This window comes from Methanovulcanius yangii, assembly GCF_018687785.1.
Taxonomy (GTDB): domain Archaea; phylum Halobacteriota; class Methanomicrobia; order Methanomicrobiales; family Methanomicrobiaceae; genus Methanovulcanius; species Methanovulcanius yangii.
The window spans coordinates 1,562,767-1,584,013 of sequence record NZ_LTBL01000001.1 but is presented as its reverse complement, the minus strand read 5'-3'; the positions used below and the strand labels follow the sequence as shown (position 1 = coordinate 1,584,013).

General features: G+C 60.4%; 30 protein-coding genes. 18 read left to right on the top strand and 12 right to left on the bottom strand.

Annotation, left to right across the window (positions count from 1 at the left end; translation table 11 throughout):
• Nucleotides 1–236: 236 nt before the first annotated feature.
• Nucleotides 237–962 carry a hypothetical protein gene (locus AZH53_RS08050; protein WP_319642998.1) on the bottom strand — a complete coding sequence of 242 codons (726 nt, stop codon included), beginning with the start codon at nt 960–962 and terminating at the stop codon, nt 237–239.
• Nucleotides 963–1,167: 205 nt separating this feature from the next.
• On the opposite strand from AZH53_RS08050, the gene AZH53_RS08045 reads away from it, so the two are divergent.
• The 4 genes from AZH53_RS08045 to AZH53_RS08030 all read left to right on the top strand — a co-directional run bounded on the left by AZH53_RS08045 (nt 1,168) and on the right by AZH53_RS08030 (nt 2,561).
• The gene (locus AZH53_RS08045; RefSeq protein WP_319642997.1) at nt 1,168–1,506 is read left to right on the top strand and encodes a cupin domain-containing protein; all 339 of its coding nucleotides are present in this window, start codon (nt 1,168–1,170) and stop codon (nt 1,504–1,506) included.
• 84 nt (nt 1,507–1,590) lie between these two features.
• Nucleotides 1,591–1,881: a hypothetical protein gene (locus tag AZH53_RS08040; protein ID WP_319642996.1), complete on the top strand. Its 291-nt coding sequence runs from the start codon at nt 1,591–1,593 to the stop codon at nt 1,879–1,881.
• A 45-nt stretch (nt 1,882–1,926) separates the two neighbouring features.
• Nucleotides 1,927–2,262 (top strand): cupin domain-containing protein, encoded by a 336-nt coding sequence (locus AZH53_RS08035; protein ID WP_319642995.1) that lies wholly within the window; start codon nt 1,927–1,929, stop codon nt 2,260–2,262.
• Nucleotides 2,263–2,276: 14 nt separating this feature from the next.
• Complete coding sequence (locus tag AZH53_RS08030) at nt 2,277–2,561, top strand: NAC family transcription factor (protein ID WP_319642994.1); 285 nt, start codon at nt 2,277–2,279, stop codon at nt 2,559–2,561.
• Nucleotides 2,562–2,598: 37 nt separating this feature from the next.
• On the opposite strand, the gene AZH53_RS08025 is transcribed toward AZH53_RS08030, so the two are convergent.
• Nucleotides 2,599–2,826, bottom strand: a complete 228-nt coding sequence (locus tag AZH53_RS08025) for a ferredoxin (RefSeq protein ID WP_319642993.1) — start codon at nt 2,824–2,826, stop codon at nt 2,599–2,601.
• A 154-nt stretch (nt 2,827–2,980) separates the two neighbouring features.
• Here AZH53_RS08025 and AZH53_RS08020 point away from each other — a divergent pair, with 154 nt between their 5' ends.
• The 10 genes from AZH53_RS08020 to AZH53_RS07975 all read left to right on the top strand — a co-directional run bounded on the left by AZH53_RS08020 (nt 2,981) and on the right by AZH53_RS07975 (nt 8,797).
• Nucleotides 2,981–3,232 carry a hypothetical protein gene (locus AZH53_RS08020; RefSeq protein WP_319642992.1) on the top strand — a complete coding sequence of 84 codons (252 nt, stop codon included), beginning with the start codon at nt 2,981–2,983 and terminating at the stop codon, nt 3,230–3,232.
• Nucleotides 3,233–3,314: 82 nt separating this feature from the next.
• Nucleotides 3,315–3,743, top strand: a complete 429-nt coding sequence (locus AZH53_RS08015) for a carboxymuconolactone decarboxylase family protein (protein ID WP_319642991.1) — start codon at nt 3,315–3,317, stop codon at nt 3,741–3,743.
• Between the two features lie 190 nt (nt 3,744–3,933).
• Complete coding sequence (locus tag AZH53_RS08010) at nt 3,934–4,176, top strand: FeoA domain-containing protein (RefSeq protein ID WP_319642990.1); 243 nt, start codon at nt 3,934–3,936, stop codon at nt 4,174–4,176.
• On the top strand, nt 4,173–4,409 hold the full coding sequence (locus AZH53_RS08005; RefSeq protein WP_319642989.1) for a FeoA family protein: 237 nt from the start codon (nt 4,173–4,175) through the stop codon (nt 4,407–4,409). The genes AZH53_RS08010 and AZH53_RS08005 overlap by 4 nt, the downstream gene beginning before the upstream one ends.
• A 1-nt stretch (nt 4,410) precedes the next feature.
• The gene (locus tag AZH53_RS08000; protein ID WP_319642988.1) at nt 4,411–5,016 is read left to right on the top strand and encodes a FeoB small GTPase domain-containing protein; all 606 of its coding nucleotides are present in this window, start codon (nt 4,411–4,413) and stop codon (nt 5,014–5,016) included.
• A 5-nt stretch (nt 5,017–5,021) separates the two neighbouring features.
• A complete protein-coding gene (locus AZH53_RS07995; RefSeq protein ID WP_319642987.1) occupies nt 5,022–6,236 on the top strand; it encodes a nucleoside recognition domain-containing protein in 1,215 nt (404 codons plus the stop codon).
• A complete protein-coding gene (locus tag AZH53_RS07990) occupies nt 6,237–6,752 on the top strand; it encodes a hypothetical protein (protein WP_319642986.1) in 516 nt (171 codons plus the stop codon).
• A 93-nt stretch (nt 6,753–6,845) separates the two neighbouring features.
• Entirely contained in the window at nt 6,846–7,295 is a 450-nt protein-coding gene (locus AZH53_RS07985) for a metal-dependent transcriptional regulator (protein WP_319642985.1), read from the top strand.
• A 94-nt stretch (nt 7,296–7,389) separates the two neighbouring features.
• Complete coding sequence (locus tag AZH53_RS07980) at nt 7,390–8,325, top strand: radical SAM protein (protein WP_319642984.1); 936 nt, start codon at nt 7,390–7,392, stop codon at nt 8,323–8,325.
• Nucleotides 8,326–8,452: 127 nt separating this feature from the next.
• Nucleotides 8,453–8,797 (top strand): hypothetical protein, encoded by a 345-nt coding sequence (locus tag AZH53_RS07975; RefSeq protein ID WP_319642983.1) that lies wholly within the window; start codon nt 8,453–8,455, stop codon nt 8,795–8,797.
• 64 nt (nt 8,798–8,861) lie between these two features.
• Here the strand turns inward: AZH53_RS07975 and AZH53_RS07970 are convergent, their stop codons facing one another.
• The 3 genes from AZH53_RS07970 to AZH53_RS07960 all read right to left on the bottom strand — a co-directional run bounded on the left by AZH53_RS07970 (nt 8,862) and on the right by AZH53_RS07960 (nt 12,076).
• Nucleotides 8,862–10,592 (bottom strand): adenosylcobalamin-dependent ribonucleoside-diphosphate reductase, encoded by a 1,731-nt coding sequence (locus tag AZH53_RS07970; protein ID WP_319642982.1) that lies wholly within the window; start codon nt 10,590–10,592, stop codon nt 8,862–8,864.
• A 13-nt stretch (nt 10,593–10,605) separates the two neighbouring features.
• Entirely contained in the window at nt 10,606–11,148 is a 543-nt protein-coding gene (locus AZH53_RS07965) for a flavodoxin family protein (RefSeq protein ID WP_319642981.1), read from the bottom strand.
• A 139-nt stretch (nt 11,149–11,287) separates the two neighbouring features.
• Entirely contained in the window at nt 11,288–12,076 is a 789-nt protein-coding gene (locus AZH53_RS07960) for a winged helix-turn-helix domain-containing protein (RefSeq protein WP_319642980.1), read from the bottom strand.
• 76 nt (nt 12,077–12,152) lie between these two features.
• On the opposite strand from AZH53_RS07960, the gene AZH53_RS07955 reads away from it, so the two are divergent.
• On the top strand, nt 12,153–12,557 hold the full coding sequence (locus AZH53_RS07955) for a pyridoxamine 5'-phosphate oxidase family protein (RefSeq protein ID WP_319642979.1): 405 nt from the start codon (nt 12,153–12,155) through the stop codon (nt 12,555–12,557).
• A gap of 102 nt (nt 12,558–12,659) precedes the next feature.
• Complete coding sequence (locus tag AZH53_RS07950) at nt 12,660–13,559, top strand: UbiA family prenyltransferase (protein ID WP_319642978.1); 900 nt, start codon at nt 12,660–12,662, stop codon at nt 13,557–13,559.
• A gap of 90 nt (nt 13,560–13,649) precedes the next feature.
• Here AZH53_RS07950 and AZH53_RS07945 read toward each other — a convergent pair whose 3' ends face one another.
• The 7 genes from AZH53_RS07945 to AZH53_RS07915 form a co-directional block, all read right to left on the bottom strand.
• Nucleotides 13,650–14,792 carry a helix-turn-helix transcriptional regulator gene (locus tag AZH53_RS07945; protein WP_319642977.1) on the bottom strand — a complete coding sequence of 381 codons (1,143 nt, stop codon included), beginning with the start codon at nt 14,790–14,792 and terminating at the stop codon, nt 13,650–13,652.
• 558 nt (nt 14,793–15,350) lie between these two features.
• Nucleotides 15,351–16,538 carry a helix-turn-helix transcriptional regulator gene (locus AZH53_RS07940; protein ID WP_319642976.1) on the bottom strand — a complete coding sequence of 396 codons (1,188 nt, stop codon included), beginning with the start codon at nt 16,536–16,538 and terminating at the stop codon, nt 15,351–15,353.
• 173 nt (nt 16,539–16,711) lie between these two features.
• Nucleotides 16,712–17,041, bottom strand: a complete 330-nt coding sequence (sugE, locus tag AZH53_RS07935; protein WP_319642975.1) for a quaternary ammonium compound efflux SMR transporter SugE — start codon at nt 17,039–17,041, stop codon at nt 16,712–16,714.
• A gap of 188 nt (nt 17,042–17,229) precedes the next feature.
• Nucleotides 17,230–18,183, bottom strand: coding sequence for a nucleoside recognition domain-containing protein (locus AZH53_RS07930; RefSeq protein ID WP_319642974.1), 954 nt, complete (start codon nt 18,181–18,183; stop codon nt 17,230–17,232).
• A 56-nt stretch (nt 18,184–18,239) separates the two neighbouring features.
• A complete protein-coding gene (tsaA, locus tag AZH53_RS07925; RefSeq protein WP_319642973.1) occupies nt 18,240–18,680 on the bottom strand; it encodes a tRNA (N6-threonylcarbamoyladenosine(37)-N6)-methyltransferase TrmO in 441 nt (146 codons plus the stop codon).
• A 121-nt stretch (nt 18,681–18,801) separates the two neighbouring features.
• Nucleotides 18,802–19,464, bottom strand: coding sequence for a phosphoribosyltransferase (locus AZH53_RS07920; protein WP_319642972.1), 663 nt, complete (start codon nt 19,462–19,464; stop codon nt 18,802–18,804).
• Nucleotides 19,465–19,629: 165 nt separating this feature from the next.
• On the bottom strand, nt 19,630–19,806 hold the full coding sequence (locus AZH53_RS07915; RefSeq protein WP_319642971.1) for a hypothetical protein: 177 nt from the start codon (nt 19,804–19,806) through the stop codon (nt 19,630–19,632).
• 333 nt (nt 19,807–20,139) lie between these two features.
• Here AZH53_RS07915 and AZH53_RS07910 point away from each other — a divergent pair, with 333 nt between their 5' ends.
• Both AZH53_RS07910 and AZH53_RS07905 read left to right on the top strand, forming a co-directional pair.
• The gene (locus AZH53_RS07910) at nt 20,140–20,331 is read left to right on the top strand and encodes a hypothetical protein (RefSeq protein ID WP_319642970.1); all 192 of its coding nucleotides are present in this window, start codon (nt 20,140–20,142) and stop codon (nt 20,329–20,331) included.
• A 13-nt stretch (nt 20,332–20,344) separates the two neighbouring features.
• Nucleotides 20,345–21,175, top strand: coding sequence for a metal-dependent hydrolase (locus AZH53_RS07905; RefSeq protein WP_319642969.1), 831 nt, complete (start codon nt 20,345–20,347; stop codon nt 21,173–21,175).
• Nucleotides 21,176–21,247: the final 72 nt, after the last annotated feature.

The window sequence follows — 21,247 nt, the reverse complement described above, 5'->3', positions numbered from 1 at the left end:
TGTAATTTAGACAGGAAGGAAATTAAACGATTTTGATTAGACGCTGTGTTAAGTAAATGCAGTTTATTTTATGCGTGCTGAACAATGAAGCGATCATTATGGATATTTCTCTGCTAACCAGTTGTTTGCACGTTTTTGCATGGTGCCCGTGGGTGAGGGGCGAACGGGCCCTGCTCCCGGAGACGGCGTATGCACCGGGGAAGAGGGGCCGAACTATAGCGCCAAAAAAAAGATGGTTACCTGAAGAGCCAGCCCAGAAGGCCGGTATCCGCCACTTCGCCCTGTGCAAGGTCACGGAGGCGCTGCTGCTCCTGTTCGAGGAGGGCAACCTGTTCCATGAGGACCTCGCGGGTCTCGGGGTCGCAGTCACATTCGTCGATGAGCTGGTTCATCTCGGTGATGCGTTCCTGATTGGCGGTGATCTCCTGCTGGAGGATTGCGGCCGCCCCGGCGTCACCACCGAAGAGTGCCCGCATGATGGCACTCCTGGTCTGGATCCGCTCCTCGGCCTGAAGGGTCACCTGTGCCGAGGTGTTCACCTGCCCGGCAAGTCCGAGCATCCGGCCGCTTTCGTTTCCAAGGAGAGGAGCTGCGATGGTGAACGTGTGGACGGCGAGCCGGACGGTGTTCGACTCTCTGATCTGCTGGTCGGCGGCGGCATTGATCAGCTGTTCCTGTTCGGCGACCATCCGGCGCAGCTCGGATCCGTTGCAGGCGGTCCCGGGTTCGCAGGCTTTGAGCTGGTCCTGTGTCTGCGTCTGCAGAAGGGTGCCTGCCTGCGACTGGTTCGCTAAGCCGGGGGCCTGCGTCGGCTGCTGCCCCGCTCCGTCTCCCGGTGCCTGGGTGCTCTTTCCTGCCTGTATCGTCATGCCCATCACCCCGCCTGCCGCCGCGGCCGCCGGCATGGTGAGGAGCATGAGGATCATGAGAATTGCGATGATGCTCATATTTCTGGATGTCATATGGATACCTCTCTGTTCGACCGGACGGGTTTGCATGCCGGCCACTTATGATGGTAATAGCATTCAAGCCAGATAATCCCTTCATATCCCGGGCAAAAGGAAACAAATGAGATCAGACGGCGGTCGGGTATGCAGCGGTGACCGTTTGCCGGGTTTCCTCCGGGATACCTACAGATTGATATGACGGTGACGCCATCTTTTCCCCATGATGATTGTCGATGTTGCCGGGGTCCCGTCCGGCCCGAACCCGCACGGCGTGGACGCCCGGAAGATCTATGATACGGAGCATGCCGTCGGCGTGCACATCACCCTGCAGCCGGGGGAGTCCCTGAAGCTGCACAAGACACCGGTCGATGTATTCTTCTATGTGCTGGAAGGGTGCGGCATCGTCCGTATCGGCGATGAGGAGGAAGAGGTGGGGCCCGACCATCTGGTCGACAGCCCTGCTCAGATTCCGCATCTCTGGAGAAACGAAGGGGACGGCATCTTCCGGGTGCTCGTCGTGAAGGTGCCGCGGCCGGTGGCGGAGACGAAACTGCTCTGATAATAATACAGGAATTCACCGCTGTTCCCCGTTATCTGCCACCATACGTACACTTTGATATAGGGGGTGCGCCAACACACATTCATGAAGCCGGTCTTTATCAGAATTCCCCTTCCCGGGAATCACGAAGCCCTGTTCAATCTCAACCAGATCACCTCCTTTATGGTCATCATGGAGGAAGGCGCCGGTGCCACCGTCTACGGCACCCTCTATAACGGGGGGAATTACGAGAATATCATCCTGAAGGACGGATTCTCCTCAAAGGACGACGGGCGTGAGTGGCTGGACGCAAAACTGGTCGAATGGGGTGTCGCGATCTTCGATCCGACGGGTGAAGAGGCAGCCGCGGCGGAAGGGACGGGCGAGCTTATCTGAAGGCCCGGCAGGGGCTGGCAGGTCATCGGTATGAGGAACTGATACATGACGGAAGAGAAACGCAATGAGATCAAAGGGGCCGTTCTGCGCCTCAAAGATCTGGTGGCATACCAGGAGGGAACGGTGGCGAGCAGGATGATCATCAACAAACCGGTCGGGACGGTCACTCTCTTCTCGTTCGACGAGGACGAGGGCCTGAGCGAGCATACCGCGCCCTATGACGCCCTCGTCACCATCCTCGAGGGCGAGTGCGAGGTCTGGCTCTCGGGGGAGACGCACCGGATGACGGAAGGGGATACGATCATCTTCCCGGCAAATGCCCCGCATGCCCTCTCGGCGGTGACGAAGTTCAAGATGATGCTTACGATGATCCGGGCCTGAGGGGGACGCGGGGCATGGCAGACGACAAGGACGGAGACTACTGCACCATCTGCGGCGGGATGGTCCCGAAGGGAAGCGATGTCGTCATCATCACGGTGGACGGCAAGGAGGTCGGCATCAACCGGCTGGCGTTCATCATCAGGGAGGTGGCGGACCACCGGCCGGAGGGGGTGGCGGCGATCAAAGACGCCCTCCTCGCCCGCGTGAAGGCTCTCAATTATGTTCCGACGAAAAAGGAGGCGGCGTACGCGGACGCCGTCTATGCGGAGTATCTCAAATACCTGAAAAAAGTGGAATGACAGGGTTAATTCCCCTGGCCCGGTCACCGTGTCGTTTTTAGTCGACGGTGATGACCTCGACGGGACACGAGTCGGCAGCGTCCCGGGCACATTCGACGAGGTCATCGGGGATGTCGCCCTCCGCACCGTCATCATCGGTGCGGTATTTTTTCACGATACGGCTCAGGTTGTCATCGGGCCCTTCTTCAAAAACCTCCGGACAGTCTTCCCAGCACTGGGAACACCCGGTGCATTCTTCACGGTCAATGCTCACTTTTGTCATCATCGTCTCCTCGTTTGATTGACGTCTATACTCAGGCCCCCCTACATAAAGGTATCACCGGAGGAGCGTGGCGGGCGCGGGCCGGTGCCCCCGACAGGCCGTCCCGGCCCGCCGGGGCCCATAGCAGTATATATGCGTTGATGCCCATTGGAGCAGTATGAAACCGGTATTCATCGGCCTCTTTCCCGACGGCCGGGATGAGGTGTTCTTCAACCTGCACCAGTTCTCAACATTCATGACCGAGGAGGTGAATGGCATCTGGGGAGTGTACGGGTTTTATCTCCTGGCCGAAGGCGGGTATGAGAAGATACTCCTCAGGGATGGGTTTCCCGACGGCGGGGAGGCCCAGCGCTGGTTGAGGGCGCACCTGAAAAAATGGGGGGCGGACGTCTTCTCGAAGGATATCTGAGGGGCGAATGCCTGCGCTGTTGGCGACACGGGTGTTCCGTCGCATGGGAGGGTCCGTGCCCAAAGCGTGTTCTTAAGGGTGGATGACGACAGATCTCTATTTCTCCATGAATCCAGATACCAGTACCACAATCGATGCATTCCTCGAGAATAAGGAAGAGATCTGCGACGGCGTCTTCGAACAGTTTGAAGAGACACTTGGGCGAATCCCGTTCATCCTGCCCATCCTCAGGGAACGCCCCGACGCTTTTGCCTTCAACGGCCTCGGTGATCTGTATACCTTCAATCCGGAGAGCATGGGCCGTATGACAGCCGAACTGATCGCTGTTGCCGCCGCGGCGGCCACCGGGGCGGATGGCTGCCTGAAGGTGCACATCGGTGCCGCCCTGAAGGAGGGCGCAACACGGGAGCAGGTCCGGGATGCCATCGCGATCGCCGCCACCATCGGCAAGACCGGCATTCTCGGCGGAGCCTACCGCGTCATGCGGGATGCCATCCCCGACGAGGAATAGACGCCTGTCGGGTGTCCGGTGCGCCGGTCTGCGGCGGTTCTTCCCCGGGGACGTGGAACGGCGATCCCCCACGGGACGGGATCTTCCCCACAGAGTGTTTCGGATTCCCTCTAAAATCCGAAAATTCATTTCTTTTTTCAAAAAAGCCGAAATTATTTAGGAATGGGTTCATACCGACCGAACGGCAGACATGATGAGTGACAATCCCATGTTCCTGAATACCATATCACCGGGGAGCCGTGTCTGTGTCACGGCAGTGGAAGGCGGCCATGGCACCCGGCAGAATCTTGCCCTGCGGGGCATTGCCGAAGGGTCCGTTGTGACGGTGGTCTCCTCCTCGCACGGACCCGTGGTCGTCGGCGTGCAGGGGACGACGGTCGCCCTCGGACGGGGAATGGCCGCAAAGGTCCGGGTCCGGAGGATGGAGATATGAAGAAACGCCTTGCAGATCTTGCATCGGGAGAGACCGGCATCATCGATACCATCCACGGCCCTGTCCATGACCTGATGTGCCTGGGGCTCCGGACCGGAAAGGCCGTCAAAATGGTCACACGGCAGCCGGCGAAGGGTCCGGTGGTCGTCCTCTCCGGCGAGGTCGAGATCGCGATGGGCATCGGTACCGCAGAGCGGGTGGATGTGCTCGTCACCCCCCCGCCGGAGGTATAGAATGGTGGCGGAGGCAGGTGAGGTCACGACCGTCCTCATGGTCGGCAACCCGAACGTGGGGAAGAGTGCTCTCTTCAACCGGATGACGGGCGGAAATGCGGTGGTCTCGAACTATCCGGGGACGACGGTTGATTTTACGAAGGGAACCCTCATCGAGGGCAACCGGACCTACGTGATCATCGATGTGCCCGGCACGTACTCCCTCGAACCGCGGGATGCGGCGGAGGAGGTCGCGGTCCGGATGCTCCGGCACCATCCGGATGCCGTCGTGATGATCGTCCTCGATGCGACCCGGATTGAACGGGGGCTCTACCTTGCCCTCGAGGTGATGGAGCGGGGCATGCCCTGCATCCTCGCGGTCAATATGATCGATGCCGCCCATGAGAAGCAGATCACCGTCGATACCGCCGAACTTCAGCGCCTCCTTGGCATCCCCGTCATCCCGACGACCGCGATCAGCGGCGAGGGGGTCCGCTCCCTTGCGGAGATGCTGCGCAAGGCGCGGGTGGCGGATGTGATGGCCGTCTCACGGCGGCTGCGAGGCGAAGGCGGGGAGACGGAACCGGGCCGCGGGTGTTTCGGCTGCGGCGGCTGCGGGGGGTGCTGAGCGCGATGGTCCTGTCACCCGATGCACGGTGGGAGATGGTCGATATCCTCGCGACACGCACCGTCACCCCCGGCAGCTACGAACCGTCCCTTGCGGACGTGGCGGGTGAGCTGACCGTCCGGCCGCTCACGGGAATCCCGGTCGCCCTTGCCGCCCTCTATGCCTTCTGGAGCATCTTCACCTCGTTTGCCGGCACGCTTATGACCGACGGGTTCATGGTGAAGCTCTTCGACGGCTACTGGCTCCCGTACCTCCAGTCCGTCTGGCCCGACCCCGGAAGCTGGCATTACTTCATCTTCGTGGGAAACCCCCTCGCAGAGAGCAGCCTCGAGGCGTTCGGGGTGCTCACGTCGGGATTCTTCGTCTCCATCGGTGTCGTGCTGCCGGCGGTCCTCGTCTTCTACCTGACGATGACCCTCATGGAGGACTCGGGCTACCTGCCGCGGCTGGCCGTCCTGATGGACACCGTCCTTCACCGGATCGGCCTGCACGGGTACGCCATCGTGCCCACGATTCTCGGGCTCGGGTGCAATGTCCCCGCCGTGACCGCCACCCGCATCCTCGAGACGAAGAAGCAGCGGTTCATCATGATGACGCTCCTTGCCCTCTTCATCCCCTGCGGTGCCCAGCTGGGCATCATGATGGCGGTGATCCCGGAGAGCGTCGGGGTGGTCTTCCTCTGCCTTCTCATCGGCTTCGGGCTCTTCGGGTTCATCCTTAGCCGGCTGATTCCGGGGGAGAACCCGGAGATCCTCGTGGATGTGCCGGCCTACCACTGGCCGGTGCCGGAGTACGTGGCAAAGAAGCTCTGGAACCGGACGAAGGCGTTTTTGAAGGAGGCGGTCCCCTTCGTCCTCGTCGGCATCCTCCTCGTCAACCTCCTCTACCTTGGCGGGGTGATCCAGGCGCTCGCCGACCTCCTCGAACCGGTCTTCGTCGTCTGGTTCGGCGTGCCGAAGGAGACCGCGGGTCCGCTCATCGCGGCGTTTCTGCGAAAGGACCTCGCCATCGCCCAGCTCTCCACCATCGCAATGACCCCGTACCAGCTCATCGCCTCCGTGGTGCTCGTCACCATCTACTTCCCCTGTGTCGCCACCTTCGTGGTGATGCTCAGGGAGGGGTGGCGCCAGCTTCTGGCATCGGTTGCGGTGCTCCTTGCCGTGGTCTTTGTCTACGGGGGGATGATCCATGCGATCGGCATCCTTCTGGGGGTGGCATAAGTGAAGCACACCGGCACCAACCGCACTATCCGGCCTTCCTCTCCCCTCCGGGGGCCCGGGATGGTCTACAGCATCTATGTGGCCCTCCTTGGTCTGGTCACGCTCGGCTTCGGCTGTGCGGACATCCTTGTCTGGGCGGGTGCCAGCGACGGGTTTACCTGGGGCATACTCACCATCACGGGGGACGATTTCTTCCGCTGGGCGTGGGGCGGAGTGGTGATGGCCTGCGGCGGCGTCCTACTCATCAGCGGTGCCGCCCATGCGGCCACCTCCCTGCACCAGGCGGCAAAGGTGGCGGTCGGCGCCATCCTTGTCTGGCTGATTGCCGGGACGGATCTCCTTGCAATGCTCTGTGCGGCGATTCCGGCGGACGCCTCGTCCCCGGCGTTCCTCAACACCCCGGCCGGATTTTTTGCCGGGTTTGCACCCCCCTATACCCCCGCCGTCCTCCTCCTCCCCTTCACGGTGGGCCTCCTCCTGGTCTTCCGGGGGAGAGTCCGACGGCATGAAACCTGAGCATCCCCGGGCCGGTGGTATCCGCGACCGGAAGTCCCCCTCCCGCCGGCGGGGAAGCAAATCCTTTTTGGAAATTATGGTGCATATGAACCTGTGTACTCCCTCAGCAGGAAGGCGGAAGACTATCTTGAGGCCATATTAAACGTCATTCTCGAGAAGGGCTACGCCCGGACGAAGGATGTGGCGGGCGACCTCGGCGTCAGCCCCTCGAGTGTCGTGGAGATGTTTCGCAAGCTCGATGCCATGCACCTGGTCGAGTACCGGAAATATGAGGGGGTGACCCTGACCGAAAAGGGCCGGGCGGTTGCCGAGGTGATCAAGTTCCGGCACGACACGCTGAAACGGCTGTTTCTCCTCCTTGGCGTCTCCGAACGGGCGGCGGATGAGGATGCGTGCCTGATGGAGCATGAACTCTCCGAGGAGTCAATCCGGCGCATCCGCCTCTTCGTGGACTTCCTGGACTCCCCCGATGCGCCTGCCGACGTACAGGGAGCATTCGAGGCATTTTGCAGGGGGAAGGCCGGCGAATCCGGTGGAAAATGAACCGGTTCCCCCTGCCTCTCCCGTGTGGTCTGCGTCCTGCGTTCTTGTTCAATACTACACCTTAATGCAGATGCGCCCGCTATGACTATCCGACATGGGATTTTCGTATCTCTTCGGACCGGTTCCTTCCCGGCGACTCGGCGTCTCGCTGGGAATTGATCTCGTCCCCCTGAAGACCTGCAGCTACAACTGCGTCTACTGCGAATGCGGGAAGACGACGGAGCTCACGACCGGACGAAAGGAGTATTTTCCGACGGAGGACATCATCCGTGAACTGGATGAATACCTCGTGACCGGTCCGGACCTCGATTTCATCACCTTTGCCGGGTCGGGTGAGCCGACGCTCCATACGGGTATCGGGGAGATTGCCCGTCATATCCGGGAGCACTATCCTGCATACAGGATGGCGCTTCTGACGAACGGGAGCCTCTTCTTTGACCCGCAGGTGCGCCGGGAGGTCGCCGACATTCATGTGGTCATCCCCTCGCTGGACGCGGTCTCGGAACAGGTATTCAGACGTATCGACCGGCCCTGCAGGGAGCTTTCGGTGGATGCGATCATCGACGGCCTGGTGGCCCTCAAACAGGAGCATCCGGGAGAGGTGTGGCTCGAGATCTTCGTCGTCCCGGGCGTCAATGACACGGACGGGGAGCTCGCCCTCTTTGCGGACGTGATCCGCAGGATCGGTCCCGACCTGGTCCAGCTCAACGGCCTCGACCGCCCCGGCATCGCCGCGTGGGTCCATGCACCGACCGAGGCCGAGATGACGCGGTTTCGTGACCGGATCGGGTATCCGGCAACGGAGATCGTACGAAGCCCGACCACCCGGACGGATATCCCCTCCTTCTCGCAGGACACGCTGGAGTCCATCCTGTTGATCATCCGGCGACGCCCCTCGACCGTCGAGGACCTCTCAAAGACCTGCGGTCTGCACCCGAATGAAATTCGCAAGTACACGGATGCCCTTGCGGCAAAGGGGCTCATTGCGGAGCGGTTCGAGGAACGCGGCGTCTTCTTTGTCGCCGTGTAGGGGAGGGAGTCCCGGCATTTGCCCGGAGAGCCACGGGAATGGCCTGATCCCTCATAACTCCGATTTTTTTCGAAGTCAAAGGTAGATTAATCTTGGTGCGGGGGGTATGCTACTGGTGTGATCTGAGATGAGTGGACTTCGCATACCCATCCTTGCCCTCCTCCTCGCCACCTTCGCCGCGGTCTGCGTCTGCGGCTGCCTGGGGGAGCCGGAGCCACCCACCGTGAGCGGCGCCGGGACAGTACAGTTCATCGACCTCGAAGGCGGGTTCTATGGTATCGTCGCCGATGACGGGACCCAGTACCTGCCACTCAACCTCCCTGAGGAGTTCAGTGAGGACGGGCTTGCTGTTGAATTCACCGGGTATCCCCGGGAGGAGGTCATGACCATCCAGCAGTGGGGCACCCCCCTCGAACTGACGGAGATCTCGTCGAACGGACAGGCGATGAAGATGATCTCTGTGGAAAACTGAATTCCCTTTTTTTCCCGGCAATTCCACGGGTGACGGTACAGCCGTCCAAATATTAGAAATCAGGCTAACGGACGAGCTCCGGCGGGCGGCAGCAGATGCTCGGCCATGGTTGATCGCCCCCCTCCTCTCCGAGGACGAGCACCTCATCATGGCGGCTCCCGGTGCGGTAGATGGTCACGCCCTTGAGGCGCAACTCCCATGCGAGGATGACGGCGGCGGCGACGTCGTCGCGGGTTGCCGTTCGGGGCATGTTGATGGTCTTGGAGATGGAGGCGTGAACATGCTTCTGGAAGGCCGCCTGCATCCCGATATGGTCCTCCCAGCCGATGTCGAGCGCCCCCTTATAGAGGCGGCGAAAGGAGGGGGGCAGCCAGTCGATGTCCTGCACGGTGCCCGTTGCCCGGACATGGCGGATCACCTCCGCGATGCGGCGGTCCGCCTCAGGGGGGGAAGGGCAGAGGCCGCGGACGGTGGCATCGAGCGCACGGGCGAAGTGGGGATGAATCATCTCAAACTCTGCGTTGATGGTCTTTTTTCTCGTATATGCAAAGGAGTAGAGGGGTTCTATCCCGCCGGAGCATTCCGCCAGAAGGGAGATGCTCCCGGTGGGGGCGATGGAGGTGAGGGCGGCGTTTCGCATCGTCTGCGGTTCCCAGATGCTCCCCTTCCAGGCAGGGAACGGACCGTCCTCCCGTGCGAGCGCGTGGGATGCCGCCACCGCGGCTTCCTTCATCGTCTCCATGATGCCCCCGCAGAGGGTCCGCGCCTCCTCCGTATCGTAGGGGACGGCGAGCATCAGGAGGGCGTCGTGCACCCCCATCACCCCGAGGCCGATCTTCCGGGTCCGTTTCGTCGCCTCCTCGATGGCCGGGACGGGGTACCGGTTCACGTCGATCACCCGGTCGAGGAAGCGGACCGCGACGGCGACGGTCCGCCGGAGCGCCTCGTGGTCGACCCCGCCGTCCGTCACGAACCGGGCAAGGTTGACCGACCCGAGGACGCAACTCTCGAAGGGGAGGAGCGGCTGTTCCCCGCAGGGGTTGGTGGCCTCGATCGTCCCCAGGCGCGGGGTGGGGTTGTGGCGGTTGATCTCGTCATGGAAGAGGATGCCGGGTTCGCCGTTCATCCAGATACCGTCCACGACGGCGTCCCAGACGGCGCCCACCGTCACCTCCTCCCCGGTGCAGGGGTGGGTGAGCCAGACCTCGTCCGTATGCCCCCCGGTGACCCGCCGCATGAAGGCGTCGGAGGCCATCACTGAGATGTTGAAGTTCGCGAGGTCGCCCTCGGTCTGTTTCGAGCGGATGAATTCGAGGATGTCCGGGTGGCCGACATCGAGGATACCGATATTCGCCCCCCGGCGCCGCCCGCCCTGCCGGATCACCTCGGTCGCCTCGTTGAATATGCGCATGAACGAGACCGGCCCCGAGGCGACCCCCTCGGTCAGCCGGACGGGTGAGGCCTTCGGGCGGATGGAGGAGAAGTTGTACCCGGTCCCGCCGCCGCTCTGGTGGATTAAGGCCCCCCACTTCAGGGCGTCGAAGATCTCCGGGATGGAGTCGCCGACATGGAGGGCGAAGCAGGCGGCGAGCTGGCCGAGGTCGGTCCCGGCGTTCATCAGGGTCGGGGAGTTCGGCAGAAAGCGCAGGCTCTGCATCTCGTCGAAGAACGCCGCCGTCTCGGTATCGTTCTGCCCAAGAGCGTCCGCCACCCGGCGGCAGACGTCGGAAAAGGAGGTCTCCCCGCCCCGGAGGTAGCGGGCGGCGAGGACGCTTCCTGCAATGCTCCCCGTCATGGCCCCCGTGTGCTCAGGAGGTCCGTCCGGTGCGCAGGGCCGCGACCCCCTCGGCAAGGGCGGCGGCACAGTCGGCGACCGGGGCCCGGTTGGGGAAGATGTAGGACTTTCCGGTCGGGATGCCCGCCCGTCCGAGCGCCTCCTTTACGGGCGTGGTGGCCTTGCCTGCATACCGGAAGCAGGTAGCAAAGACGATGGCCCCGCACCCCTCACGTGCCCCCTCAAGGACGGTCACCGCCCGGTTGATCACGGGCGTCGGGTGCTGCGACCAGACCGGCGTTCCCACGATGATGATATCGAAGGGGGAGATGTCGATCTCGGCGGGGATGATCGCCTCCTTCAGTCCGAGGGCCGCCATCTCTCCTCCGCGGAGAAATTTACCCATCCTGCAGTAGGGGTATTTCGGCTTTACTTCGATGAGCGTCGCCCCGATCAGCGAAGCGGCGCGACGGGCGATGGCCCGGGTATGGCCCGTCTCGGAGTGGAATATGATGGCAACCCCTCCCTCCCCCGCACCGGGGGGGCCGGGAGGTGCCGTGTCGGTATCCGGTGTCATGATATATCCTCACCCCCTCTTCAGCACGCGGGGATATATAAAGGATTGCCGGAACGGCGGGTTGGCGGGTGAAGAGGAAGTGGGGCGGCGTGTCCGTTGTTCAGGGTTCACCCCGTGACCTCTTCAAAAGTGAGGGATGTCATCGTACCTTGTTGAACAGTTCTGCGGCGGCACCGGCCAGTTCAGACCCGCGGTAGGTGATCCGGTACTCGCCGCGGTCGCCCTTCTGGTGGATGATGCCGCTCTTGATGAGTTTTTCGAGATGGAAGAGGAGATTTCCGCCCCTCAGCCCCGTCAGCCTGGAGAGGTCGGTGAAGGTCTTTCCGTCGTCGTAACAGGCCTTGATCACCTGGATGCGGACAGGGCTTGCGAGGGCGTCACTGAAGAGTGCGGCCGCTTCCTCCTCGGGGAGGGAACGGACGATGGCGCCGGTGTCCGGGTTTTTTCGGCCGACTCCAATCGTTTCAAGCAGCCTGATCTGCCCGGAAAGCTGGTTCTCCGCCTCGGCAAAGCAGGATTCGCACCGCTCAATGGGTGCCCGTGCCCGCAGGCTGGCAATCCCGTCGTAGATCTCCTTCGTCGCCTCTGGGGTGAGCTCTCCCGACCGTATGGTGGACAGTACATTGTCAAAGAGCGCCGCGAATGCCGGGCGGCATTTCTCCCACCTGGCACAGTCCCCTGCCCGGTTTCCCACTGCCTCGCACCCCGTCTCCCGGTAACTGCTTGCAATTGCTTCCGCACAGGTACTCCGGAAGTCTGCAATGAGGGATGCGGCCCGCAGGCGGGATGTGTCGGTGCTAAACCGGTTCATGTCACTCCTGAGGGCGGCAATCTCCGCCTTCAGTTCTCGAAGTTCATTGATGGGTATGGTATCTGTCGGCATACACGGCTCCTTGTGGTGCAGCGCCCGTGAGTCAGAAATCTGCACCTCCTCCCTGTTTTGTATATTTTTGTAACGGATTTGTATATATTTGTATGCGCCAACAGAGTATATGGTGAACAAAATGGCCGCACTCACAGAAGAGATGAAAGCCGCGTTTGCAACGATCAAGACATTCCCGGTCGCCACCGCCGCAACGGACGGGTGGCCGAACGTGGTCCCCATCGGGTTCGTGGAACTCGTCGACGACGAGACGATCTGGATGGCGGACAACTTCATGAAGAAGACCCTTGCAAACATCAAGGAAAATCCAAAGGTTTCCCTCTATGTCTGGGGCCCTGAAACGAAGGGCTGCTTCCAGATCAAGGGAGACGTTGAGCTGAAGACCGAAGGGCCGGAGTTTGCGAAGATGCAGGAGACCGTCCGGTCGAAGATGGCGCAGGCACCGGCCAAGGGACTTCTGATCATGAAGATCCGTGACGTCTACACCTGCACTCCCGGCCCCCGGGCAGGAGACCGGCTCCTCTGATCATTTTTTTGTGAGCGAGTAGGGCCGGTTCCCTCGAACCGGGACAACCGCCCTCCCCCTCCGTACAAAATTACATCTACATTGACCTCCGAGAGTCTCTCCATGGACGGCAGCACCGTGCGGGCATACGTCGATCTTCTCCGGATGCACTTCGGCTTCGCCTGGCCGCTTCTCTTCTGTTCGGGAACAGTCCTGGCCTTTGCCGCCTATGGCGGGTTTTCATGGCCGTATCTCCTCACCGCCGCACTGATCGGGTTCTTCGGCTTCGAAGCGGGCATGGTTCTCAACGATTATGTGGACCGGGTCTACGATACGCGGGACGTCGACGGGCGGATGACCCGGTACTGGCGGCTGTTCGGGACCCGGCCCATTGCAGAAGGGCTCATCCCGGCCCGCAGCGCCCTCATTCTTTGTGTCGTTCTCGCGGCGGCTGCTCTCGTCCTGATATTCACGCTCCCCTTCCCTCACGCCATCTTCGTCGCCCTCATCATGGGATACAGCTACATGGCCGAGGTCTTCTACCAGGTGAGGAAGCGGTCGCAGTCGGTCCCCGTGGCCCAGCTGGTGGGCCGGACCGACTTCGCCCTCTTCCCCGTCGCCGGGTATCTCGCCGCCGGGATGCCGGATGTGACGGGGCTTCTCTACTTCCTCTTCTTCTACCCCTATGCCCTCGCCCATCTCGCGGCAAACGACCTCGCCGATCTGAGAAACGACCGTGCACGGGGAATGCAGACGGTCCCGGTGCTCTACGGGGTGGGGGGCACCGTCACCTGGATTGCGGTCTGCACCGTCCTGCATGGCATCATGGCGGTCTTCTTTGCGGGAGTTCTCGTACCGGTGGCACAGGCGGGGCTCCTCATCGGATTCCTGCTGCTCGTTGCTGCAACCGGGATCATTCTCCGGGGGAATGGGGCGCCGGAGGCGGGGATGCGGGCGTTGCCGCTCTTCCATGTCGCGATGGTGGTGTATGCGGGGGGCATCGTCCTCGGATTCTTTGTGTGACGGTCTCTCCCCGCGGACGATGCAATGCTGTCGGCGTTTCCGGCACCGGAGAAAGGTGCCCGTCTCCCGCCGACATGATCCGATGGCCGGTCAACGGTTCCGGCCCGCCAGAAACTCCTCCAGCGGGACCGCCCCGTCCCGGAAGAAACGGAACAGTCGCATGGCCCAGCGGTGAGCGTCCGCCGCCTCGGAGACGAGGCTCCGGGAGGTGTCGAAGATGTCCGTGCCTGTGTGGGAGAGCTTGAGGGTCATCGTCGTATCGGTGAGGGAGATACCAAGCGACGGGGGGATGTCGGCAACGAAGAACCGGATGGTATCGTAATTTTCCAAATGGCCGAGGTACTGCAGGTCCGGTTCACGTACCATGCGGGCTGCCGCCCGGGGGCTGATGACGACCTCGATGGGAATGCCCGGCCGGACATGATGAGGGATCGCCTGTGCAATCCGCGGGAGCACGTAGTCGCAGACGGCACAGATATATTCTGCATCGGCGACAGCCTGAAAGAAGTGGGTATGGATGGTATAGGGGTCGTCATGCCGGCCGGAGATGATCCTGCTCTCCCACAGGTCTCCCAAATTCTCCATTGCGAATGCGGGGATGCCGTCAAGTGTATGATGCCTCCAGAATTCGTGGTGGTCGACGGCCACCCTGGTGAACCGGATGAGTGTACGCAGCCGGGAGGCAACCTCATTTCCTGCGGTGGTCAGATGATATTCACCCTTCCACTCATTAACGAGGTGATGCTGCCGGAGCCATTGCATCCTGGGGGTCAGGGAAGCGGTTCTGCTGCCGGTCAGATCCCGGAGATCGGTGCGGGACATCCCGTGATCGCTCATCGCAAGGAGGGCCGAGATGAGGATGGGCGATCGAAGGATATGGCCGATGACCTCCCAGGTCATGATGTGCCGGTGCACCAGGCTCTTCCCGGTTTTGTCCTCCGCCCCCGGATTCGCCCGTTCGACGGTCTCCATCAGGGATATGTAGAGGGTGGTGAATTGCTCTCCCGTACGGGAAAGGCCGTATGTCCCATGGCTGCGGTCCACGAGCCCGAGGCAGGTGAGGTCGTGGCTGGTACGGGTGATCGATGAAGGGCTGCTCTCTGTCGACGCGGAAAGCGCCTGGAGGGATGACGGGTGGGGAAGGAGTGCAAGAAAGATTCTGATCGCAAGGTCTGAGCGGAAGATAGTCAGGGTGGTGGAAAGGCATGAGGTGAGGCGGGCGTCGTCGTTCATGGAAACATGTCCGTAATGCTGGGAATGAAAGCCTGTCTTAACGATTGGAGATCTATTTATTAATCATAATAAATATTTATATTCAGGTTTTGTGAATAATATCTAAATTTCCTTTTTGGATTAAATTGATCCAAAATATTGGCTTTTTCGCAGGGAGTTTCGGGTGAAAAGCGTCAGTTCTAATATTTATTTGTTTTTCTGGTTAAAATATACGTCCCGAATAAATATCATGCTTATGAATGATTTTTCATCGGGATATGGGTGGTGTGGCACTTCCAGGCGTCATTTTCGTAATGATCTGGTTGAATTGCAACACATGAGAAGATGGTGGACCGTCCTTCGAATGGCCGGGGGAATGGGTCGTTCGGTGGGATGTGCCACCATTGCGGTGAACGATGGGTCTCACCGCGGGTGCGAAAAGGAATTTTGGGGAATTCCGGCATGACTGGGCCGGTGCCAAGAGGCAGGCGGCCATTCTCTGAAAGTCCACGCCCGGGCCGTGACAGGCCCCCTTATCCACATTGTCCCCGCTATTCTCTCCATTTTACCACAGGATTGTTACTGCATCCGAGTGGAATCGGGTTTCAAGCTGTTGGAATTGAGTAAATGGGGGTGATATCTCAGATAATCTTCAAATGGTGTGCTCCGCGCCTTAAAGTATCCGAACAGCGCCATCCCCCATTCCACCGCTTCTTGGGTTTCAGAGGCTTTCAGACGTGCATTGGTGTGAGCCTGCCCGTCTTTAGAATAAAATTTTATGGCAAAATTGGAATCAGCGATGGTCATACCGCACCAGAAGCGGTCACTTATCACATGTAATCGAAAATCAGGGTAGAGAGTGTACTTCTGAAGTATTTCGAGAGATGGTTCTTCAAGCATGGAATGCAGAATCTTCTCAGTGACGATCAAATCGAGGTCTTTTCGCGCAAGAACTCTTTTTGTATATTCTTCTGCAAGTTGCGGTGCAGTCCATTCCGAGATGCCGAATAGCCGGTGTGCTGTGGCAACCATTTCGAAATATTTGATGATCTTTGTCGGAATGGATTCGGGAGTGTCAAAATCAACATTCACATCGGTCAGATGATAGAGTGTTTCAACTGCGGATGCAGGAAGTTTTTCAATATTGTGGTCATTCCAGAAATCCTTCTGCCGGGAGAGAAGGGCAACCGTCCGCAGGAACCGCAACACCTGGTCTGCCACCTCCATTCCACGAGTTGTCAGGGAGAATCCGTCGTCATCCTCCCGGAGATGGCCGCTCCCCGTGAGGAGCCGGATGCGGGTCCGCAGCGTCGTCGAGCGGGCCCCGGTCAGGTCTCTCAGTGCATCGCGGGTACAGGGCCCCTCCCTGAGGGCGCAGAGGATGGTCAGTGCATGGCCGGAGAGGAGGATGGCGTTCATCCCGGATTCGTACTCGTGATAGCGGCGGGAGAGATCCATGGATGACTCGGGTGGCTGTGCGGGATCACGGAAGGTCCGGATGAGAGGGCCCAGCCGCCGTACGAGAATCGTGCCGGCGTTGGTGAGCCGGTAGCGGCCGTCCTCCTCTTCCACCAGTTTCTCCTCCACGAGGCGTTTGAGATTCCGGTGTATCGACCCCGATGTGCTCCCCCGAATCCTGCGGGTGAGCGCCGGGAGGGCAGCGGGGCCGTCATGGAGGGCAAGCACTATGCGAATGCAGAGGCCCGACCTGAACAGCGACTGTGCTTCCGGTCCGAACCGGTGGATAAATCCGGCAATCTCTCTCAAAATCGATCAAAAAAACGTCTGGTTTGTCCTATATATTTCTTCGGCCGGTGAAAATGTACCTCTCATGATTGGGCGGGGTGGCGGGTGATATCACCTTTCTTGCTTTTTCCATACAATTCCGGCCATTATTACCGATACATACACCTGCATTCTGCATGACCACGTGCCCGCTCCTACTCCCCGGCAACCATCTTCAGGCCGAAGATGCCCGTGATGATCAGCATCAGAAAGAGGATGCGGGCGATGTCCCGTGACTCTCCGAAGAGGAGGATGCCGAGGATCACCGTGCCCACCGCCCCGATGCCGGTCCAGACGGCATAGGCGGTCCCGATGGGAAGCTCCCTGAGCGACTGCGAGAGGAAGTAGAAGCTGCCCGCCATCAGTGCAACCGTGACCGCCGAGGGGAGGAGGCGGGTGAATCCTTCCGTATATTTGAGGCCGATGGCCCAGCCGGTCTCCATGAGGCCGGCGATGACGAGTGAGGCCCATGCTGTGAGTGCCATGTCTGCTCCGTAAGTTACCGGGGAGAATCGTCGTGGAGGCTTATCAAGGTGCGGGGGAGGGGCGGCCACAGGGCCGTGCCCGTCCTGTCCGGGGGGGTCCCGGAGGTGGTTGGTTTAAGGATGGAAACCTGCGATTCGACTCTTGATCGATCTCTTTCCTTCGGCCCGTCCTCCTGCCGGAAAGCCCGTCACCAGAGCACCGCGAGGATCGCGACGAAGACTACCATGATGGCGACCCGCAGGCCGGTCGAGAGGATCTGGATCTCCGCCCCCGTCCGCGGACCGAATATGGCGGCATAGGAGGAGCCGTACCACCGGATCCCGCGGGTGACGCTCGTGAGGATGTTGCCCACGAGGAGGGTGATGACGATCTCCTGCGGGGTGAGCGTTCCTGCCGCAAGGAGGGTCGATGCGACGCTTGCGCCCGCGATGAAGGAGCCGAACTGGGCGGCGATGATGGCAAAGCCTGCGGGGGGCACCGGGAACCAGGCGCCGAAGCCCTGCATGACGTCCGCCACCACATCGAAGAACCCAAGGGTGATGAGGACCGCGACGACGATGATGGTGGGAATGCTGATGAGGAGGATGTGGGAAAGCGAGTCCCGGGACGCGGCGAGGGCTGCCCGTATCCCCTCCCGCCACGGCGGCCGCGGCTTCGGTCCATTCTCCTCTGCGGCCCGTTCGTCCCCGGGCGGGGGGAGAGTCCACCGGCCTGCGACCATGATGATGCCGGTCTTGATGAATCCTACCACGACGAGGATGGCAAAGTAGACGAGACCCGTAATCCCGAGGAGGGGGACGTAGACCGGCAGCAGGTAGCGCCAGTGCATCACGACGTTCGGAAAGGAGTTCATCAGGGCGGCGATCACCATCTCCCGGCGGGTGATCGTCCCATCACGCTCGTACTTCGCGAGCATCGCACCTGCGGCCTTCGGGGAGACGAAGGCCATCATGAAGGAGATGCCGCATGACGGGTGGAGGTTGGAGAAGGTCGTGAGCGGCCGGGAGACGCGGGAGATGCGGTCGGTCGCATTGAATGCGAGGATCAGCTCCGCTGCGATGACGCCCGCGACCATCATCGGGATGGTGCGGATGAGGAGATCGAGGGCGAGGAGAGCGGTCTGATACAGGAATTCATTCATCGGGTCTTCACCGGGTCAGGGTACTGGCGGTATCCCGCCGCATCTCGTTGCAGCCTTTAGCGCCCGGTCCGGAACGGTTCGGTCGCGTCCGGAACGGCGTCGAGGGAGGGGACGTAGGGTTTGATGTCGAGGACGGGGGTGCCGTCGAGGGCATCGAGACCGGAGACCCGGATGATGCGCCCGTCGACTCCGAGGACTTTGCCGATGTCGAGACCGATGGGGTTCGGCCGGTGCGGGGAGCGGGTGGCAAAGACGGGTCTGCTCTGCGTCGCTCCCGGGGGATGGCCGGTGAGGGTCGTCCGGGAAGCCCGGTCGAACCAGAGGAGAACGAAGATGTGGCTGATGCCGGCAAGGTCCCCCAGACCTGCCGCATACTCTTCGTGGATCTCGATTGCCATCTCGACGTCGGGGTCGAGGCGGCCCTGGCGGGGAGCGTCGCCGTGCTTCCGGTAGGGGGAGGTGACGATGCCGATTGGATATACTTCAGCGCTCTGCATGGAGGGTCTCCGGGGCGGGGACATATGAGACAGTACCCACAACCGTTTTTAATAACAACGATTCTTTTCTTACTTAATCTTACGATTCAGAATTATTGAATTACTGTTGCCGCACAGAGCATCATCGTCTGGCAGGGAGGGCAAAGCAGCCGTTGTCCTCCTCCGCCTCTCCCCGGCGGACGAGGTCGGCGCAGATGCCGGAGAGCATCCCCCCATCGAGGATGATCGAAAACCGCTTCCGGAGGGCGTCTGCGACCCCGCCCCGGGTGGCCGGTCCGTCTGCGAGCACCCGGAGGACGAAGCCCGAGGCGTCCTCCCATACCGCCCACGGGTAGATGATCCACCGCCATTCGGTCACCAGCTCGGCGTAGTAGTCGGGCACGAACGATGAGCACTCCTTGTGCTGGAGGACGGAGGTGCGCACCTCCGCCGGGTCGAATCCCTTCAGGTACCGGAAGGCCGCCGCGAGCGTGTCGCCGGTATCGGTCACATCGTCGACGATGAGGACCCGTTTCGCCGTGATGTCGACCGCGAGCGGGAAACGGACGATGGTCTCCTCCTTCTCCGCGGCCGCCACTCCCCAGTGTTCGATCTTGATGCTGGTGAGCAGATTCAGCAGAAGAACGTCGCAGACGACGCGGGCCGGGACATATCCTCCCCTGCCGATGGCGACCACGATGTCCGGTGCATAGCCGGAGGCCCGGACTGCGTTTCCGAGGGTGGTTGCAAGATCGGCCGAGCGGTTCCATGTGACAAGTTCGCAGGGGAAGGAGTCGGGCATCATTGAAGAGGATATGGCGGTGTTCTTTCAAATGTATTTGGTGGGTCCGGGGGTAATCTCGCCATCATGGCCCCTCTCTTCACCCTGGCCTGCCTGGGGGATCCATGGCCGGAGGGCATAGTGTCATCTCCCGTTCCCTCGCATCGACGCGGATGTGCCCTCTCCCATTCATCCTGTTTGGGGTGCCCGGGAGGAGAAGAGGACCATGCTTCCGATGGCAAGGAGGGTTATCGCCGCTCCTGCAAGGGTTGCATACGTCCCGGGAAACTCGCTTCCCAAAAGGAGCCCCAGTCCCACTCCTCCGGCGATGGCGGTGGCATATCCGCGGTATCTCTTCTCAGGCATGGCCGACGCACTCCATACCGGAGGATGGACGGTCGGGATGATAATATCGCCCCCGGAAGAAGGGATGCGGGCTTAGCCGGGGCATGCATGTGATCGACTTACCGCCCCCGAGGGGGTGTATCACCGCTACGACTATGCATTCTGGTACCGGAATCTGGAGCAGAATGTCGGGGACCGGATTCGTGTGTTTTTGGACCAATAACACTTTTTTTTCTTCGACGGGTCGGTGCCGGCCGTTTAAAGCCGGACGGGTCCCTTCGGTTGTCAGGCCCCCTCCCGAGGCCGCAGGAACATTTATGGGGGCCCTCTCCCCAAAGGAGATATGATGTCCGCATGACCGCGACACCATCGCGCCCGGGGAAGGGAGGGCGCAAGGGCATCCCGCGGAGGGTTGCCAGCTTTCTGGTGGATTATATCAAAACCCTGCCCACGACGATTCTCTATTTCATGCAGCCGATCGTCTTCAACCAGACGCTCTACGCAGAGCTGACGCGACCGGAGAAAGGGAAGAAGGAACGGAAATAGGGGGGGAGGGTGCGTGAGAGGGAAGGATCATCTGATGCTTTCCATGGCAACGGGCTTTCTGCTGGTCTCGCCGCTGTTGGGGAGTGATCTGACTACGGGAACAACGTATTTCATTGTCACGTTGCTTTCTGGAATTTTCATTGGATGTCTTCTCCCTGATGTGGATGCTTCTGATGCAAAAATCAACCACCTCGAGGGAATTGCCTGGTTATTTGGATTTGTGATGCGACCGTTGATCCTTCCTATTGTACGGTTCATTCACATAAAAGCGGGATTTGACTTTGATTATCGCCATCGACAATCGGTTCATACGATATTTTCCATTGGCATCTATTCGATCATACTACTGATATTGAGTTTTTTCATCCTGATGGTCACCGGGTTCTGGAGCAATTTTGTTCTTGTCTTTTATCTCGGACTATTCCTTGGAGGCGTCCTGCACTTGGTTGAGGATTGCTGTACGGTAAGTGGACTCAGACCATTTGCGCCGATTTCTTATCGGCACTTCAGTGGTGGTATCAGCACGACCAATGCAAGGGAAGACAGGCCCGAACTTTTTTCAAAGATCCAGTTATTCATGGCGGCGGGCATCATCGGTTTGGGTGTTGTTTTTGATATATCCGTATCTCTTCTGGGAATGATTGCTGTCGCTCTGGTCGGTCTGTCGTGGATGGGAATCTATGGCTTCTCCGGGACATCTCCAAAGAAGCAAAAGACATCACAGGACAGTGTCGATCATACGTGGGGAAGTCAAAATGAGTGGTATTTAGTCCGTGGCCGGAAAAAATCCTCCCATTCCACCCATTCCCGAAGGGATGTGATATATCACAGAAAGAAGAAGTGACGTGATCCTTCTCTTGAGTTTGCGGTTTTTATCTGATATTCGCACCTTGATCAAAGAGAGCATACTCTCTCG